Below are 17,089 nucleotides of genomic sequence, written 5' to 3'. Positions count from 1 at the left end.
ATAACAGCTCTCTTCAGGGCAACAAGGCGCCTACCTTCTCAAGGACTTTTTCATGACCGCTTCTCCTACTGCAGAACGCCAAAGCCTGCGCTCCCAGCGCCTGAACCAGATCACCCACGAGCCACACACCAAACTGGATGCACTGGTCAAAGCCCACGCGCCGTTCGAAACCCAGGCCAACTTTGCCCGTTTCGTGGTGGCGCAGTACCTGTTCCAGTCGGAGCTGGTTGCCCTGTACAACGATGCCGAACTGATCAAGATCGTCCCTGACCTGGCCGCGCGCTGCCGCGCCGAAGCCGCCAAACTCGACCTTGCCGACCTGGACACCGACGTGCCCGCACCAGTGGCCGGCGCGGTGAACAACCCGAGCCAGGCCGAAGCCTTGGGTTGGCTGTTTGTGTCCGAAGGCTCAAAACTGGGCGCTGCGTTCCTGATCAAGCGCGCCGTGGGCCTGGGCCTGAGCGAAACCTTCGGTGCCCGCCATCTGGGTGAGCCGGTCGGTGGTCGTGCCGAAGGCTGGAAAAGCTTCACGCGCACCCTTGACGCGCTGCAACTGAGCGCCGAAGAAGAAACCGCGATGGACAAAGGCGCGGTCGACGCGTTTGTGCGCTTCACCGTCTTGCTGGAACAGGCGTACGCTACGACCCCCGAACTGGCCTGACGCCGGGTTTGGAATGCGATTAACCCTGTGGGAGCGGTCTTGCTCTCACAGGTTGATACGATTCCAATCCGAATATTCCATCCCTCCTGTAAATCGCTCCCATGACCGGCAAAACCCAATCCACCTCAAAAATCGCACAGGTCCTCTTCGGCCTGCTGGCCTATGTCAGCCTGGGCATCGGGCTGGTGGCGATCGTGATTCCGGGTTTGCCTACCACCGAATTCATCCTGCTGGCCGCCTGGGCCGCCACCAAAAGTTCGCCACGCCTCAGCGCCTGGCTGGAAAACCACCACCTGTTCGGCCCTATCCTGTCCAACTGGCGTAACGGCAAAATCATCGCGCGCCGGGCCAAAGTCAGCGCCACCGTGAGCATGCTGCTGTGCGCGACGCTGATGCTGGTGATGCTCGACCATGGCTGGCCGATTTACCTGGCCATTGCCGGAATGAGCCTGGGCAACCTGTGGATCTGGTCACGCCCCGAACAGCTCGCAAAGCCCGCGTAACAGAGCCTGTCGGTATTCCCCTACCGCTCATCGCCTATTTCTCATGAAACCTTCTACAGCGCCGATGCTCCGGATAAGGCGCCGAATGGACGTGGGCGTGCTGGGCATTCCAACCCGTCCATTCGTGAGTGACCTATGTTCGAGACCCTCTCAATCCGCTTGAAAATTGTGCTGCTGTCAGGCCTCTGTCTGTTGGGGGTGATTGCGCTGGTGGTTGGCATCAACCTCTACAACACCAACCAGAACGATCGATTGGTCAGCAACTCAAGCTCGCGCATGCTCACTGCCAGCGTCGAACAACTGCTGCAAGCCAAGGCCGCCGAACAGGCGGTGCAATTACAAAAGACCTTCGGCGACAGCCTGGTGGCGCTGACCGCGCTGGCTGACCAGATCAAGGGCCTGCGCGTTATGGCCGCTAAGCGTGGGGTGGACGCCGGCGCGCTGCGCGAAGACATCAACCAGAGCCTCAAGACCACCTTTGACCGTAACAGCAAAGTGCTGGGGTTCTGGCTGTCGTTCGAACCCAACGGCCTGGACGGCAGGGACAGCGAATTCGTCGATGACAAAGCGCGGGTCTCCAACGACAAAGGGCGCTTCGCCAGCTATTGGAGCCGCGCCGGCGGCGACGGTTTGAACACGGTCATGGTCGAGGAAGACCTGAACAAGACCACCCTCACGTTAAGCGGAACGCCCTACAACATCTGGTACACCTGCCCACGGGACACCCGCAACACCTGCCTGCTGGACCCGTATGAAGATACCGTGGGCGGAAAACCCGTGCTGATGACCACCCTTGCAATGCCACTGCTCGTAGAAGGCAAACTCATTGGCGTCGTCGGCGTCGACATCGCCCTCACCGCCCTGCAAGCGACCACTGACGCCGCGCAGAAAGACCTGTTCAACGGCGCGGCGAAGCTGGAAATTCTCTCCAGCACCGGCCTGATCGCCGCTTACAGTGGCGAGCCGGCCAAGGTCGGCAAAAACCTGGCCGACACCCTCGGCGCCGAAAGCAAAGAAATTGTTCAATTGCTGGCGGGCGACACTCGCATGATCCGCACACAGGACGACACCATTCGCGCCGTGTACCCGGTCAAGCCGATTGCCGAAGCCAAGTCGTGGGGCGTGGTAATCGAGCTGCCAAAAGCCGTGATGCTGGCCGATAACGTCAAGCTGCACGCCATGCTCGACAACGCCCAGGCGGCAGGCACTCTCAAAACCTTGCTGGTGGCGGCCGCCGCCGCCCTGCTCGGGTTGCTGCTGATCTGGCTGACCGCCACCGGCGTAACCCGCCCGATCAACAGTGTGGCCGCCATGCTCAAGGACATCGCCAGCGGTGACGGCGACTTGACCCAACGCCTGGCCTACGCCAGGAAAGACGAACTGGGCGAGTTGGTGAACTGGTTCAACCGGTTTCTCGACAAGCTGCAACCGACCATCACGCAGATCAAGCAAAGCATCACCGAAGCCCGCGGCACGGCGGACCAGTCTTCGGCCATTGCGCGCCAGACCAGCGAAGGCATGCAGGTGCAGTTTCGCGAAATCGACCAAGTGGCCACCGCCTCCAATGAAATGAGCGCCACCGCCCACGACGTGGCCAACAGCGCGTCCCATGCCGCCAGCGCAGCGCGGGGGGCTGACCAGTCGGCGCGTGAGGGCATGTCGATCATCGAACAAAGCACCCGCGACATCACCACCCTGGCCGAAGAAGTCAGCAAGGCCGTGGGCGAAGTCGAGGCGCTGGCGGTCAACAGCGAGCAGATCGGCTCCGTGCTCGAAGTGATTCGCAGCATTGCCGAACAAACCAACCTGCTGGCGCTCAACGCCGCGATTGAAGCGGCACGCGCCGGGGAAAGCGGGCGTGGGTTCGCGGTGGTGGCTGACGAAGTGCGCAACCTGGCCAAGCGCACCCAGGATTCGGTGGAAGAAATCCGCCAGGTGATCGAGCGTATCCAGAGCGGTACCCGTGGCGTGGTGGCAACCATGCACTCGAGCCAAAACCAGGCCCAGAACAATGCCGGGCAGATCCATCAGGCGGTGCAGGCCCTGGGCAAGATCAGCGACGCCGTCACCGTGATCAGCGACATGAACCTGCAAATCGCCAGCGCCGCCGAACAGCAGAGCGCCGTGGCCGAAGAGGTCAACCGCAACGTGTCGGCGATTCGCACCGTGACCGAAACCCTCACCGGCCAGGCCACCGAATCGGCGGCCATCAGCAGCCAACTCAATGCGCTGGCCAGCCAGCAGATGAAACTCATGGATCAGTTCAAGGTTTAAATCACAACAAAACACCCCTGTGGGAGGGCCACCTCCCACAGCATCCGTGCCTTAAAGGCCGGTCCAGGCGCTGACAAACTGCGTCAGGTCTTCTTTGGCGGCCGTACGCGGCGGGTTCTGCGGGGTACCCAGATAGAGGAAGCCAATCACTTGCTCATCCGCCGTCAGCCCCAGGCCCTTGGCGACGTGGGCGGAGTACGACAACTCACCGGTGCGCCACACCGCGCCGATCCCTTGGGCATAAGCGGCCAGCAGAATGCCGTGTGCCGCACAGGCCGCCGCCAGCAGTTGCTCGGATTTGGGCACCTTGAAGTGTTCCTGCAGGCGGGCAATCACCACCACCACCAACGGCGCGCGCAACGGGCCGTTCTGGGCCTTGTCGATAGCGGCTTGCGGCGCATCGGGGTCTTGCAGGCGCGCAGCCTCGGCCAGCAGCGTGCCCATGTGTTCACGGGCCGCACCTTCTACCGTGAGGAAACGCCACGGGCGCAGTTGACCGTGGTCGGGGGCGCGCATGGCGGCGGCGAACAGGACGTCGCGCTGCGCCTGGGTCGGTGCCGGCTCCAGCAAACGCGGCACGGAAACACGGTTGAGCAAAGCGTCGAGAGCCTGCATTGGCCACCTCCAGAAAAAAATGTGCGGTCATTCTAGCGGGAATGAATCGGCTACCACCAAACGATAATTGCTCTTATTCATTCCCCCCGGCCCTGTTAGACTTTGCGACCACATTTTTCGACCTGATTCAGGAAACTCGATGGTTCGTTCGCTTGTTCGTCTGTCCGTTGCATGCATGGCCTTGGGCCTGGTGGCGTGCGATGACGCCCCACGCTTTTCCAAGGCCGAGCCTGGCGAGGCGCGGGCAGGCGGCGCGGCGACGGTGAACAAGCGTGACCAGAACGCGTTTTCGCTGCCATCGGCCAACCTGTCACCGACGCGCCGCCTGGACTTCAGCGTCGGCAACAGTTTCTTTCGCAGCCCCTGGGTGATCGCGCCGTCCACCACCACGGCCCGTGACGGCCTGGGCCCGCTGTTCAACACCAACGCCTGCCAGAACTGCCATATCAAGGACGGCCGCGGCCACCCGCCGCTGCCCGACGCGGCCAACGCGGTGTCGATGCTGGTGCGTCTGTCGATCCCTGACACCCCCGCCTACGCCAGGCTCATCGAACAGGCGGGCGTCGTGCCGGAGCCGGTGTACGGCGGGCAACTGCAGGACATGGCCGTGCCCGGCGTGGCGCCGGAGGGCAAGGTGCGCGTCGACTACACGCCGGTCAATGTCACCTTCAAGGACGGCACGGTAGTGGAGTTGCGCAAGCCGGACCTGCAGATCACCCAGCTCGGCTATGGGCCGATGCACCCAGACACGCGCTTCTCGGCGCGCATCGCGCCGCCGATGATCGGCCTGGGTCTGCTCGAGGCCATCAGCGACGCCGACATCCTGCGCAACACCGACGCGGGCACGGCCGACAAAGGCGCCATCGTCGGCCGTGCGAACCGGGTGTGGGACGACGCCGAACAAAGGACCGTCCTCGGGCGTTTCGGCTGGAAAGCCGGGCAACCGAATCTCAATCAACAAAATGTTCACGCATTTTCAGGTGATATGGGCCTCTCCACGTCCCTGAGACCCTTCGATGACTGCACCGACACCCAGGTGGCCTGCAAACAGGCGCCCAACGGCAACGGCCCCGATGGCGAGCCGGAAGTCAGCGATAACATCCTGCGTCTGGTGCTGTTCTACACCCGCAACCTTGCAGTGCCCGTGCGCCGTGACGTCGACAGCCCGCAGGTGCTGGCCGGCAAGAACCTGTTCTATCAGGCCGGTTGCCAGGGTTGCCATAAACCGACATTCACCACCGCCACCAACGCGGCCGAACCCGAACTGGCCAGCCAGGTGATCCGGCCCTACAGCGACCTGCTGCTGCACGACATGGGCCCAGGCCTTGCCGACAACCGCACCGAATTCAAGGCCAGTGGCCGCGACTGGCGCACTGCGCCGTTGTGGGGCATCGGCTTGACGCAAACCGTGAGTGGTCACACCCAGTTTTTGCATGACGGCCGCGCCCGCAATCTGCTTGAAGCCGTGCTCTGGCATGGCGGTGAGGCACAAGCCGCGCAGCAGCATGTGTTGTCCTTTAATGCCGAGCAGCGCGCTGCGTTGCTGGCCTTCCTGAATTCTTTATAAGCTTCGCCCCAATTACAGAAGGGAGCTCGACATGTTCCGTCCCAAGTTGTTGTTCACCAGCCTGGCCGCCCTCGCCCTTGGCGCCTGCTCGCCCCAGGACCCGCAAGCGGTCACCTCGGCGGCGATCGCCAAACAAGTGATCCTGCCGACCTACAGCCGCTGGGTCGAAGCCGACCGTCAGTTGGCCGTCAGTGCCCTGGCCTACTGCCAAGGCAAGGAAAGCCTGGACACCGCCCGTGCCGACTTCCTCCACGCGCAAAAAGCCTGGGCCGAACTGCAACCGCTGCTGATCGGCCCATTGGCCGAAGGCAACCGTTCGTGGCAGGTGCAGTTCTGGCCGGACAAGAAAAACCTGGTCGGTCGTCAGGTCGAGCAACTGGTCGAAGCCCAGCCACAGATCGACGGCGCCGCCCTGGCCAAGTCCAGCGTGGTGGTGCAAGGCCTGTCGGCCTACGAATACATCCTCTACGACGCCAAGACCGACCTCGCTGATGACACGCAGAAAGCCCGTTACTGCCCGCTGCTGGTGGCGATCGGCGACCGTCAGAAAGCCTTGGCCGAGGAAATCCTGGCCAGTTGGAACAGCACCGACGGCATGCTGGCGCAGATGACCAAGTTTCCCAACCAGCGCTACGCCGATTCCCACGAAGCCATTGCCGACCTGCTGCGCGTGCAAGTGACCGCACTGGACACCCTCAAGAAAAAACTCGGCACGCCGATGGGCCGCCAGACCAAAGGTATCCCGCAGCCATTCCAGGCCGACGCATGGCGCAGTCAATCATCCCTGCAAAGCCTGGAAGCCAGCCTCGCAGCTGCCCAGACTGTGTGGGTCGGTGTCGATAACAAGGGCTTGCGTGGCCTGTTGCCTTCAGACCAGAAGCCGTTGGCCGAGAAGATTGACGCGGCGTACGCAGCGTCTCTGAAGCTGTTCGCCAGCAATCAGCGCACCCTCAACGAACTGCTGAGCGATGACGCCGGACGCCAGCAACTCAACGACATTTATGACAGCCTCAACGTCGTCCACCGCCTGCACGAGGGCGACCTGGCCAAGGCGCTGGGCATCCAACTGGGCTTTAACGCCAACGACGGTGACTGATGATGCTCAGGCGACAGGTTTTGGCGGTTGGCAGCGTGCTGCTCAGTGCGCTCACTCTGGGTGGCTGGACCCTGTTCAAAAGCAAAGACAAGGGCCCGCTGCTGCTGTCGGCGCGCGATGATGCAGAAGGCGGGCACTACGCCGTGGGTTATCGCCTGGACGGCAAGCAAGTGTTTGCCACCCGGGTCGGCCAACGCTGCCATGACATCATCAACCACCCGACGCTGCCGATTGCGCTGTTTGTCGCCCGTCGGCCGGGCACCGAGAGCTACCTGATCGACCTGCGTGATGGCGCCTTGCTGCAAACCCTCACGTCGCTGCCCAACCGCCATTTCTACGGCCATGCGGTGATTCACAAGAGCGGCGACTTTCTCTACGCCACCGAGAACGACACATCCGACCCCGGCCGTGGCCTGCTCGGCGTGTATAGGTTCGAAGGCGAGCGCCTGGTGCACAGTGGTGAGCTTTCCACCCATGGCATCGGCCCGCACCAAGTGTCGTGGATGCCCGACGGCGAAACGTTGATCGTGGCCAATGGCGGTATCCGCACCGAAGCCGAAAGTCGCGTGGAGATGAACCTCAACGCCATGGAACCAAGCCTGGTGCTGATGCGCCGCGACGGCACCTTGATCAGCAAGGAAACCCTGGCCCAACAGATGAACAGCGTGCGCCATATGGGCATCGCCAGCGACGGCACCATCGTCACCGGGCAGCAATTCATGGGGCCGTCCCACGAGCGTTCCGAGTTGCTGGCGATCAAGCGGCCGGGACAGCCATTCGTGGCCTTTCCGGTGGCGGACGCGCAGTTGCAGGCGATGGGGCACTACACCGCCAGCGTCGCCGTGCACAGCGAGTTACGCCTGGTGGCGCTGACCGCACCGCGCGGCAATCGCTTCTTCATCTGGGATATGGACAGCGGCGAGCTGCGTCTGGACGGGCCCTTGCCGGACTGCGCCGGCGTCGGCGCGGTGGCGGATGGGTTTGTGGTGACATCGGGCCAAGGCCGTTGCCGTTTCTATGATTGCCGCCAGACGCCGTTGGCAGCCACGCCGCTGGAGCTACCGGCGGGGCTCTGGGACAACCACCTGCACTTGATTTAAACCGGTTTGCCAGACAAAAAAAGGGCCTCGCATCGCAAGGCCCTTTCTTGGGGGGTTGAATCGTTTCAACTTTGCGGCCTCATCCCTTGAGACAGTCCAAACATGAACAGCAGCAGCTCGTGGTCCGGCTTGGCTGCCACACTCGCCTTGGCGACGCGCGGCAACAAGCATTGCGCACCCTCCTGCGTAGCGCTGAGTACCTGTGTGCGAGGCTGTTCCCACGCGGCCAGGGCCAAGGCTGCAACGCCTAATGCCCCCACCAGGAACACACCTCGTGCTATTTCTAGCTTCATTTGGTTAAACCCTTGATAGCGCTGCCAAACGCCGTCTCGTAAAAGTAGCTCAGTTTTGCCCAGTCGCTATCGCTCCACGACGAATGGCGACGCAGCTGTTGCATATCGTGGGAAGCCGCGCGATAGGCGGTCAAGCGTTGGCGGCACTTTTCAAAATCCAGCAAGGCTACCTCGACGTTGGCCGAGTCGCCCTCTCCCGTCACCCGTACGAAAATATGCTTGATATACAGGCAACCATGCTGCCAGCGCCCTTTGTGCATACGGGCAAGGGTGCCGGCCAATTCCTTGAGCAGGCGTTCGTGCAGCAACTCGCCGTAGCGTTCACGGCCGCCTGCGGCGTACCAGTTTTCAATTTCGTCGAAGCCGTCGAGGGCCGAAGTGACCAACAATGCCTTCCATTGGTGCTCGGCATCACGGCGTGCCTCACAGAACACCAGTTCCGGCACGCGCACGTCGAGCAAACGCAGGCCCTTGAGAGCGTCGCGCTCACGCAGCACGGTAGGGCGACCGAAGGGATGCAGCCAACTGCGGTAAATATGACCGGTCTGGCGTTTGCTGTAGAGCAAGCGGCCATTGGCGCTCGTCACCCGCTGCACACCACTTTCACCGCCGCGCCGACGATTGGGCTCTTCGACCCACTCGCCCTGCTGGCGCCAGAAGTAATCGAACCTTTCTTCGGGAGTTACGTGACTGCCTGCTACGCACTCAACTGCCATCCTGTTACCTCTTGCGCAATACATACACCCGCCACATGGCGTAGAGCGGTATGAAGTCCAGGGATTCCTGAACACGGAACCCGGCCTGCTCAAATTCTGCCTCGACAGTAGCAGCCGGTAACACAAACCGGTTTTGGTAACCGTCCTGCTCATCTTTCTTGCGACGCTGCGCTTCGAGCCGCTTGCGTTTCCAGGCTTTGAAATTGCCGTCGACCCACAGCGAAACGATCACGCTGTCGCGGGTAACCCGCTGAAATTCCCGCAATATCGCCAACCGGTGCGCCGGATCCCCAATGTGGTGCAACAGGCGCATACAGAAGATGCTGTCGACCGAGTTATCAGGCAGATCGATGTCGAAAGCAGATGTCTGCAAGGGCCGTACCCGTTTCACCACTTCCGCCGGTTGGGCGACGGTTGCGACCTTGAGCATAGATGCCGAATTGTCGGCGCCAATAATCACGCGGTTGGGTTTTTCCGCCAGTAAAGGCCAGAAGCGTCCGGCGCCGCACGGCAGGTCCAGCACCAGGCCTGGCTCACCGGCCATCGCCAGCGCACCACGGGCCAATTGCTCGTCGCGTTTATGGGACAGGCGGCGCGCGAGATTGTCCTGATGTTTGAGCAAATATTCCTGCGCGTGTTCGTCGTCGTATTTTTCGGAAAATTCGAGCTTGATGGGGTTAGACATCACTGATCTCCAGTTACTGATGCCTACAACCTTAAGCACCGAACTGTGATCAACAGGTCAACCGTGTGTGAAAAACTCGTCCTGTCCAACCCCATACATTTCAAGACTTTACAGACACAAGCAATAGCATGGGGCCATCTTCGCCGAATGACGGGGATGTCTGGCAGGATAGCGGCAGTGTCAGCGGTCAGGCCTTGGCCTGACCTAATTCCACGTGAAAGCGGCAACCGTTGGGGTCCATGGTACTGAGGCTGACGCGCCATCCCTGGTTCTCGCAAATGCGCTGCACCAACGACAACCCCAGGCCCAGGCCATCACCGCGCTTCTCGCTACCGCGTACGAATGGCTCGAACATCGCTTCGCGTTTTTCTTCGGGAATGCCGACGCCACTGTCTTCCACCACAAACCCACTTGGCTCGAGGGTCAGGCGAATAAACCCTTGCTCGGTGTAATGCAGGGCGTTGCGCAGCAGGTTGCCCATCACCGCGTGCAGGAAGGTGGTGTTGTAGCGTGTGTCCAGGGGGTTGCCGGGGTGGTAGATCAGTTCCAGGCCCTTGTGTTCGATCTGCTCACGCCAGATGCCAAGCAGGTCCTCGGCCACCTGGGTAAGGGTCACCTGGGGCGACATCGCCCCGTCGTTGTGTTCGGCGCGAGCCAGCATCAGGAAGGTCTGCACCAGCTCGCGCATCTCTTCACAGGCGCGGGCAATGCGTTGCACTTGATTGCGCCCGCGCTGATCGATGGCCGGGTTTTCCAGCAACAGTTCGCAGGAACTGGCCAGCACCATCAAGGGCGTGCGCAGTTCGTGGCTCACATCACTGGTGAACATCTGCTCGCGGGACAAGGCCTGGCGCAGTCGCCCCAGCGTGGCATCGAAGGCCACGGCCAGCTCACCTACTTCATCGGCCGCGTAGTCCGGCGCCAGCGGCGGCGCCAGGCCCAGCAACTGGTCGCGATGGCGCACCTGGCGGGCCAGACGCACCACCGGCGCCATCACTTTGCGTGCCAGTACCCAGCCGAGGAACACCGCCAGCGCCAAGCTGAGCACGAAGCCCACCAGCACCACGGCAAACAGCACGCGCTCACGTTCTTCGAAATCGCTTTGATCCTGCAGCAGCACATAACGCCGGCCGTCGATCACTTCGACCATGGCGTGGTAAGAGAGCGACTCGCGAAACACCTCGTGAAAACCCGGTTCCAGGTGCCGAAGGTCTTTGGGCAGCTCAAAATCTCCCCGCCCGCCGCTGAAATAGAACAGTTGGTCCGGTTCGGGCCGGTGGCGCCAGTCCTCGACGCTGTCCATCAACAGCAGCCGTTGCAGGTCGCCGCCCAGGCCCGCTGAGATCAGCTTCTCTTCCACCAGGTGCACCGTCGCAACGATGCCCATGGCGAACGCCCCCGCCACCAACGCGCTCATCAACGCAAAGGCAATGATGATCCGCTGGGCAAGGCTTTGCTTAAACTCCATCACGTCCCTCGGCCAGGCGGTAGCCCACACCGTGCACCGTGTGCAGCAACGGCTTGGCAAAGGGCTTGTCGATCACTTGGCGCAATTGATGAACGTGGCTGCGCAGGCTGTCGCTGTCCGGGCAATCATCGCCCCACAGCGCTTCCTCGAGGATTTCCCGGCGCAGCACATGGGGACTTTTTTGCATCAGTACGGCGAGCAGCTTGAGGCCGACCGGGTTGAGCTTAAGCAGGCGCCCTTCGCGGGTCACTTCCAGGGTATCGAGGTCGTAATGCAGGTCGGCGACTTGCAGGGCACGGCGCCCGCCACCCTGAGCACGGCGCAGCACCGCTTCGATGCGCGCTGCCAGCTCCGAGAGAGCAAAGGGTTTGAGCAGGTAATCGTCGGCGCCGGACTTGAAGCCCTGCAGCCGGTCGTCCAACTGGTCGCGAGCGGTGAGCATGATCACCGGCGTGTCGCGGCGAGCGTCTTCACGCAGACGCTTGCACAGGGTGTAGCCATCGATACCCGGCAGCATGATGTCGAGCACGATCAGGTCGTAATGCTCGGTGGCCGCCAGGTGCAGGCCGGACAAGCCGTCCTGCGCACAGTCGACGGTGTAGCCCTTGAGCCCCAAATAATCCGCCAGATTGGCCAAAATATCGCGGTTGTCTTCAACCAATAAAATTCGCATGGCGGTGTCTCCGTACGCGGTAACGGCCGTGATGGCTCGCGCAGCTTAAGGGCAAGTGTGGCTCACGACTAGGGCGTGAGCTCGACTTCATTGGTATTTTCAACCGATTGACGCGCTTCACGGCTTTTTCACTGATGCTTCACTCGCTGCCCACAAAAGGGCTGTCAGGCTGATGCACCGTCACGCCGAAAAAAAGCAGGGCGTAAAAAAACCCCGCCTGCATCACTGCAGGCGGGGCTTTTTCAGTACAGGGGTAAGGCTGGCTTACATCATGCCGCCCATGCCACCCATGCCGCCCATGTCTGGCATACCGCCGCCAGCCGAGCCTTCAGCTTTTGGCTTGTCAGCAATCGCAACTTCGGTGGTCAGCAACAGACCAGCAATCGAAGCGGCTGCTTGCAGCGCCGAACGGGTGACCTTGGTTGGGTCCAGGATACCCATTTCAACCATGTCGCCGTATTCGCTGGTGGCGGCGTTGTAACCGTAGTTACCTTTACCGTTCTTCACTTCGTTGACCACAACGCTTGGCTCGTCGCCGCTGTTGGAAGCGATCTGACGCAGTGGAGACTCAACGGCGCGACGCAGCACAGCGATACCGACGTTCTGGTCAGCGTTGTCGCCCTTGAGGTCAACCAAGGCTTCCAGAGCACGGATCAGCGCAACGCCACCGCCAGGTACCACGCCTTCTTCGACGGCTGCGCGGGTTGCGTGCAGGGCGTCTTCAACGCGGGCTTTCTTCTCTTTCATTTCAACTTCGGAACCAGCGCCAACCTTGATCACTGCAACGCCGCCGGACAGCTTGGCCAGACGCTCTTGCAGTTTTTCACGGTCGTAGTCCGAAGAAGTCTCGGCAACCTGGGCGCGGATCTGGTTGATGCGCGATTGGATGTCGCCGTCAACGCCAGCACCGTCAACGATGATGGTGTTTTCTTTGGAGATGGTCACGCGCTTGGCACTACCCAGGTTTTCCAGGGTGGCGCTTTCCAGGCTCAGGCCGATCTCTTCGGAGATAACGGTACCGCCGGTCAATACGGCGATGTCCTGCAGCATGGCTTTGCGACGGTCGCCGAAGCCTGGAGCCTTGACGGCCGCGACTTTAACGATGCCACGCATGTTGTTCACAACCAGGGTCGCCAGGGCTTCGCCTTCAACGTCTTCGGAAACGATCAGCAGCGGACGGCCGGCTTTAGCCACGGCTTCCAGTACTGGCAGCATTTCGCGGATGTTGGAGATCTTTTTGTCGACCAGCAGGATCAGCGGGCTTTCCAGCTCGGCAACCATGGTTTCCGGCTTGTTGACGAAGTACGGGGACAGGTAGCCACGGTCGAACTGCATGCCTTCTACAACCGACAGTTCGTTTTCCAGGCCAGTGCCTTCTTCAACGGTGATCACGCCTTCTTTACCGACTTTTTCCATGGCTTCGGCAATGATGTCGCCGATGGAGCTGTCGGAGTTGGCGGAGATGGTGCCTACCTGAGCGATGGCCTTGGTGTCGGCGCATGGCTTGGACAGGTTTTTCAGCTCAGCTACGACGGCGATGGTCGCCTTGTCGATACCGCGCTTGAGGTCCATCGGGTTCATGCCGGCAGCGACGGCTTTCAGGCCTTCGTTGACGATCGACTGAGCCAGAACGGTGGCGGTGGTGGTGCCGTCGCCTGCGTCATCGTTGGCACGGGAGGCAACGTCTTTGACCAGCTGCGCGCCCATGTTTTCGAAACGGTCTTCCAGTTCGATTTCTTTAGCGACGGAAACGCCGTCCTTGGTGATGGTCGGAGCGCCGAAGCTCTTCTCGATGATCACGTTACGGCCTTTAGGGCCCAGGGTCGCTTTTACTGCGTCAGCCAGGATGTTGACACCGGTGAGCATTTTCTTACGGGCGGAATCGCCGAATTTAACTTCTTTAGCAGCCATGATCGATATTCCTTAAATACTTTGTAGTAACGGGAAAATGAGCGGGAAAATCAGTCTTCCAGAACGGCGAGAATTTCGTTCTCAGCCATTACCAGCAGGTCTTCGCCGTCGACTTTCACAGTGTTGCTGCCGGAGTACGGGCCAAAGACAACCTTGTCACCGACTTTAACGGCCAGCGCACGTACATCACCGTTTTCCAGAGTCTTGCCTGGACCTGCAGCGACGATCACACCGTGGTTGGCTTTTTCAGCAGCCGAACCTGGCAGGACGATACCGCCAGCGGTTTTCTTTTCTTCTTCGCTGCGACGGATTACGACGCGGTCGTGCAGAGGACGAAGCTTGCTCATTGTCGATCTCTCCTAATTGTGTTTTTCATCGGCCGGTATAAGTACCGGCGGGTTGTATTCCGGCGTTGCCGGTCGCGCCTCGCCAAGCAAGACGCGGAAGTCTGTCTGGTGTCACCACCAGAAACCTTGCGGTGACCGTTACATAAGGGCGCACAAGCTGATTACAAGGGGGCGTGGTGGATTTTTTTTGCATCTGTCGGTCGGTAAATGAGACACGGCACCCGAAGGTGCCGTGCCAGTGAAGCGGTTATTTGTTGTCGCGGTGCTCGAACTCGCCTTCGATCACATCGCCTTCTCGCCCCAACGGCTGGCGCGGAGCCGGGCCGCCACGGGGTTGCAGGTCGTCGGCGAACGCACGCTGGCGCATCGCGGCCTCTTCGGCGCGCTGGCGCATCTTGTTGGCCAGCACTTTGCGGGTAAACGGCAGCAGCATCACCAGCCCGACTACGTCGCTGATGAAGCCCGGCAGAATCAGCAGACCACCGGCCAGGGCCATCATCAGGCCTTCGAGCATGGTTTGCGCCGGAAGTTCGCCACGGTTCAGGCTTTCACGGGCACGCAGCGCCGTGGCCAGACCGGCGACGCGCAGCACCAGAACGCCGAGCATCGAGCCGAGAATGATCAGCAACAGGGCGGGGAAAAAACCAATCGCACTGCTGACTTGAACGAATACGAACAGCTCCAACACCGGGAACAGCAGAAAGAGCAATAAAAAAGGGCGCATCAAATGGTTCCTCAACGCAAGAATGCCTTGCCAGTCCACCCTAGATGACGTCGCCATTGTGTGAATTCAAGCGTCAGCCACCGCTTTTTTCGGCCAAGCGTCGGCGTGGGCCAATGAAACCAAGGCTTCGCGCACTTGTGTCGGTGTGTTGCAAGGCTCGGCGAAGGGCAACCAGTGCAGCGATTGGCCAATGCGCAGGTGCATGCCTTCGCTGTCGATGCCGACCAATTGCGCGGGCTCGCTGGCAGACAAGCCCGCCAGCGCGACGTAATGGGCGATGGCCTTGGCGTGATCGCTGTTCATGTGTTCGACCATGCTGCGCTCAGCGTTGCCGAAGAACGGGTTGGCCAGGGTCAATTGGTCAACCCAGTGAATCGCGCCGAAACCGCCGATATACCGGTGGCGTACCGGCTTGAGTACCCAGAAATCGAAATCGTGGGCCTTGTGGTAGTTGGCGGACTCGGGAAAGTAGCGGTAATAACGCTCGGCGGCCGCCTCGATGGCGTCGGCCTCTTGCAGCTTCTCGGCTTCGCCCAGGTAGGTCAGGCGCCCTACGGCCTGCACATCATCGGCCTCGCGTTCGCCCACCAACAGGGAGCACTTGGGGTCTTTCTGCAGGTTGTGGGTGTGCTGGGCAATGCGGCTGATCAGGATCAGCGGGCGGCCCTGCTCATCCAGGCAATACGGCACCACCGAACCGAAGGGAAAGCCGGGCATGGCCTTGGACAGTGTGGAGAGAGCTCCACGGTATTCCTTGAGCAACAGCTCTCGGGCGTTCTTGGCAACCTGTGCGCTCAACGTATGACTCCTCGGGTATTCAGCCGCCCACTGCGTATGGGAATGGATCTCAACACAAGGTAATCAATATAAGCGCCGGTTGCCAGGGGCTCTGTTACCAGGCCACACCGAAGCCTGCGGTGTAACGGGTCTTGCTCAAGCTGCTGTCGGAGTCGCCACTGATGACGTCGCGCTCGGCCTTGAGGTTGAGAGAGGCCCACTCGGTGACTTTGTAACGCAAGCCCATTTCCGCATCGAGGGAGTAGTCGACCGGCCCGTCGATTGGCCGACCCAGTTCACCGTTGGTGAAGAACTCGACCGTCTTGCCGACCAGGTAACGGTTGTAGTTCCACTTCATGGCCACCGAATAGAAGTTGTCTTTGCCGCCCTCGGCATATTCATAGTCGGTGCGGTTGATCAGCGAGCCAAGGGAGAACGCGCCCAGTTCATCGTCCCAGAACTGGTAGCCCGGGCCGGTACCCACGGTGCGCTGGCGGGCCAGGTCTTCAACTTTGTCGCGCTTGTAGGTCAAACGGCCCTGCCAGAACCAGTGCTCGGTGAGGAAACGGTCCAGGTCGTATTCCAGGGCCCAGTTGTCGGTGGTGGTCACTTCGTCCTGGAATTCGCGGTTGTATTCGCCCTGGCCGGTGTGGCGCCATTGACCATGGCGCGCGGTAGTCTTGAAGTCGACGTCGTAGTCGTTGGTGTCTTTCTCGGCGCGCTTGTAGTCCAGCGCCATGTCGACGTTGCCCTTCCACACCAGGTCTTCGATCACCGGCTTGGGCTTGAGGATCTGCTGGATGCTTGCCAAATCAACGGTTTTGGGCGCCTCGCCATTGGCCAGCACCACTTTGCCGTCATCTGCCGCCTTGAGGGACTTGGCCTTCTCGCCGACGTAGGCATCCTGCTTGACCAGCAACTCCTGGTCACTCTCCAGGGTCTTGACCTGCTTCCAGTCCACGGGAATGGCGCCTGCATAATCGGTCTGGATCAGCAGCTTGCCGCCGTCGAAGACCTTGATCTTGCCGGTCAGGCGGTCACCGTTTTTCAACCAGACGGTATCTGCGAGCAAAGGCGTGGAGGCGCTGAAAACAGCAAGGCACAGCAGGGTTCTGGACAACATAAGCAGATTCAAGGCTCGAGGTTGGCGAAAAAGAGGGCATTATCGTGTTAGATAACGTCTTAGCAAGGACTGACTCGAGTATCCGGGTTGAGTTCAATGCTCACCGCCATGTTTGCAGATGATTCTTACAAGAATGCCGACGATTTCAACGGATAGCCTCACAGTGACGCACGCTGACGAAACCCCGCAAAGCCCCGCCGAGATGCGCCGCACCGCGCTGTACCTGACTTTGGCGCAAGTGCCCGAAGGCTGCGTGGTGAGTTACGGCGAACTGGCCCAACTGGCCGGCCTGGGACGTGCGGCGCGCTGGGTCGGGCGCACGTTGAGCCAACTGCCCGAGGGTTCCACATTGCCTTGGCACCGCGTGCTGGGTGCCGGCGGTCGGATAAGCCTGCCGGTGGGCAGCGCATCGGGCGACGAACAGCGCGCACGCTTGCGCAGTGAGGGTGTCAGCATCCTGAATAATCGCGTTGATATTCGGCGCCATGGCTGGCGCCCGGTAGAGCACAGCGGTTAGAGTGCGCGCTTTGTTTCCGCAAACCTGAGGCAGACTCCA

General features: G+C 60.9%; 18 protein-coding genes. 7 read left to right on the top strand and 11 right to left on the bottom strand.

The window, feature by feature from the left end; genetic code table 11:
* Positions 1-52: 52 nt before the first annotated feature.
* The 3 genes from KZX66_RS13065 to KZX66_RS13055 all read left to right on the top strand — a co-directional run bounded on the left by KZX66_RS13065 (position 53) and on the right by KZX66_RS13055 (position 3,438).
* Positions 53-661: a biliverdin-producing heme oxygenase gene (locus tag KZX66_RS13065; protein ID WP_248079921.1), complete on the top strand. Its 609-nt coding sequence runs from the start codon at positions 53-55 to the stop codon at positions 659-661.
* A gap of 101 nt (positions 662-762) precedes the next feature.
* Entirely contained in the window at positions 763-1,164 is a 402-nt protein-coding gene (locus KZX66_RS13060) for a YbaN family protein (protein ID WP_248079919.1), read from the top strand.
* A gap of 135 nt (positions 1,165-1,299) precedes the next feature.
* Complete coding sequence (locus KZX66_RS13055; RefSeq protein ID WP_248079917.1) at positions 1,300-3,438, top strand: methyl-accepting chemotaxis protein; 2,139 nt, start codon at positions 1,300-1,302, stop codon at positions 3,436-3,438.
* 51 nt (positions 3,439-3,489) lie between these two features.
* On the opposite strand, the gene KZX66_RS13050 is transcribed toward KZX66_RS13055, so the two are convergent.
* Positions 3,490-4,053: an NAD(P)H nitroreductase gene (locus tag KZX66_RS13050; RefSeq protein ID WP_248079916.1), complete on the bottom strand. Its 564-nt coding sequence runs from the start codon at positions 4,051-4,053 to the stop codon at positions 3,490-3,492.
* 139 nt (positions 4,054-4,192) lie between these two features.
* On the opposite strand from KZX66_RS13050, the gene KZX66_RS13045 reads away from it, so the two are divergent.
* From KZX66_RS13045 to KZX66_RS13035, 3 genes are read left to right on the top strand one after another with little or no spacing between them, the layout of a single operon-like run.
* Positions 4,193-5,620: a di-heme oxidoredictase family protein gene (locus tag KZX66_RS13045; protein ID WP_248079914.1), complete on the top strand. Its 1,428-nt coding sequence runs from the start codon at positions 4,193-4,195 to the stop codon at positions 5,618-5,620.
* 31 nt (positions 5,621-5,651) lie between these two features.
* Complete coding sequence (locus KZX66_RS13040) at positions 5,652-6,716, top strand: imelysin family protein (protein ID WP_248079912.1); 1,065 nt, start codon at positions 5,652-5,654, stop codon at positions 6,714-6,716.
* A 2-nt stretch (positions 6,717-6,718) separates the two neighbouring features.
* Complete coding sequence (locus KZX66_RS13035; RefSeq protein WP_248080199.1) at positions 6,719-7,816, top strand: DUF1513 domain-containing protein; 1,098 nt, start codon at positions 6,719-6,721, stop codon at positions 7,814-7,816.
* A gap of 65 nt (positions 7,817-7,881) precedes the next feature.
* On the opposite strand, the gene KZX66_RS13030 is transcribed toward KZX66_RS13035, so the two are convergent.
* The 10 genes from KZX66_RS13030 to KZX66_RS12985 form a co-directional block, all read right to left on the bottom strand.
* Entirely contained in the window at positions 7,882-8,109 is a 228-nt protein-coding gene (locus KZX66_RS13030) for a hypothetical protein (protein ID WP_248079910.1), read from the bottom strand.
* On the bottom strand, positions 8,106-8,825 hold the full coding sequence (locus tag KZX66_RS13025) for a lipopolysaccharide kinase InaA family protein (RefSeq protein WP_248079909.1): 720 nt from the start codon (positions 8,823-8,825) through the stop codon (positions 8,106-8,108). The genes KZX66_RS13030 and KZX66_RS13025 overlap by 4 nt, the downstream gene beginning before the upstream one ends.
* Before the next feature lie 4 nt (positions 8,826-8,829).
* Positions 8,830-9,510: a class I SAM-dependent methyltransferase gene (locus KZX66_RS13020; RefSeq protein WP_248079907.1), complete on the bottom strand. Its 681-nt coding sequence runs from the start codon at positions 9,508-9,510 to the stop codon at positions 8,830-8,832.
* A gap of 187 nt (positions 9,511-9,697) precedes the next feature.
* Positions 9,698-10,978 (bottom strand): HAMP domain-containing sensor histidine kinase, encoded by a 1,281-nt coding sequence (locus KZX66_RS13015; protein WP_248079906.1) that lies wholly within the window; start codon positions 10,976-10,978, stop codon positions 9,698-9,700.
* Positions 10,968-11,651 carry a response regulator transcription factor gene (colR, locus tag KZX66_RS13010; RefSeq protein ID WP_248079904.1) on the bottom strand — a complete coding sequence of 228 codons (684 nt, stop codon included), beginning with the start codon at positions 11,649-11,651 and terminating at the stop codon, positions 10,968-10,970. Before colR ends, KZX66_RS13015 begins: the two co-directional genes overlap by 11 nt.
* 264 nt (positions 11,652-11,915) lie before the next feature.
* On the bottom strand, positions 11,916-13,562 hold the full coding sequence (groL, locus tag KZX66_RS13005; RefSeq protein WP_034109202.1) for a chaperonin GroEL: 1,647 nt from the start codon (positions 13,560-13,562) through the stop codon (positions 11,916-11,918).
* A gap of 50 nt (positions 13,563-13,612) precedes the next feature.
* A complete protein-coding gene (locus KZX66_RS13000; RefSeq protein WP_003175874.1) occupies positions 13,613-13,909 on the bottom strand; it encodes a co-chaperone GroES in 297 nt (98 codons plus the stop codon).
* 247 nt (positions 13,910-14,156) lie between these two features.
* Positions 14,157-14,633, bottom strand: coding sequence for an FxsA family protein (locus KZX66_RS12995; RefSeq protein WP_248079903.1), 477 nt, complete (start codon positions 14,631-14,633; stop codon positions 14,157-14,159).
* 66 nt (positions 14,634-14,699) lie between these two features.
* Positions 14,700-15,431, bottom strand: coding sequence for a HugZ family protein (locus KZX66_RS12990; protein WP_248079901.1), 732 nt, complete (start codon positions 15,429-15,431; stop codon positions 14,700-14,702).
* 94 nt (positions 15,432-15,525) lie between these two features.
* Entirely contained in the window at positions 15,526-16,533 is a 1,008-nt protein-coding gene (locus KZX66_RS12985; protein WP_248079899.1) for a DUF481 domain-containing protein, read from the bottom strand.
* 133 nt (positions 16,534-16,666) lie between these two features.
* On the opposite strand from KZX66_RS12985, the gene KZX66_RS12980 reads away from it, so the two are divergent.
* Positions 16,667-17,050, top strand: coding sequence for an MGMT family protein (locus KZX66_RS12980; RefSeq protein ID WP_248079898.1), 384 nt, complete (start codon positions 16,667-16,669; stop codon positions 17,048-17,050).
* Positions 17,051-17,089: the final 39 nt, after the last annotated feature.

This window comes from Pseudomonas sp. EYE_354 (genome assembly GCF_023148575.1).
Taxonomy (GTDB): Bacteria; Pseudomonadota; Gammaproteobacteria; order Pseudomonadales; family Pseudomonadaceae; genus Aquipseudomonas.
This window is presented reverse-complemented; position numbering and strand designations above follow the sequence as displayed.